Below are 681 nucleotides of genomic sequence, written 5' to 3' on the forward strand. Positions count from 1 at the left end.
CGTAACCGTGGCTGCCAGTCGCAACACTTGGCGACGCGAAGGCGATGTATCGATAGCCTCTTTCATCGTCTGATCCCGCGGCGAAGCGCCTGCCGGGCGCATTCGCCAGCCATGCGATGCCGGCTCGCTACCGAATGCTCGCGCTCCGTTGGCGAAAGGAGGGCGGTCATTGAGGTCAGGACATGCCAGACCACGATAGTGATCCTGCCACCACGAGGCTACTTCCCGCAGGACTTTTCGCCTGTCGAGCCCCGAAGATTAGGTGCAGCTCCGCGCGGGGAACAATAATGCTGCAGCGCCGGGAGCACTCTTGGCGGCCGAGAGTGTCGACGGTTCGGCTTACCATCTCCGCCCATCAGGAATAAGATGAGCCGACGTCCACGGGCGTTCGTGCCCCTAGACGGGCCCGGCTCGATATCGTGGCAACTCTCCGTCACGCCCGTTGGCAACAAACTGAGGTCTGTCCAGCGATCCACACGACGAATTCCATGACCGAACCCGAGCGTTTGGAAGGCGTTCCCGCCCGCTACTGGCACCGGCTCGAAGACGGGCGCATCCAGTGCGATGTCTGCCCGCGCTATTGCAGGCTGAACGAAGGCCAGCGCGGCCTGTGCTTCGTGCGTGGCCGGCAGGACGACCGGATCCTGCTCACGACCTACGGCCGCTCCTCGGGGTTCTGTG

1 pseudogene is annotated in these 681 nt (G+C 63.6%); it reads left to right on the plus strand.

Annotated elements, in window-relative coordinates:
* Positions 1-488: 488 nt before the first annotated feature.
* Positions 489-681 (plus strand): annotated as a pseudogene (locus GWG65_RS40270) (hypothetical protein); the annotation flags it as partial.

Origin of the sequence: Bradyrhizobium sp. CSA207 (assembly GCF_029051685.1) — a bacterium.
Classification (GTDB): Bacteria; Pseudomonadota; Alphaproteobacteria; order Rhizobiales; family Xanthobacteraceae; genus Bradyrhizobium.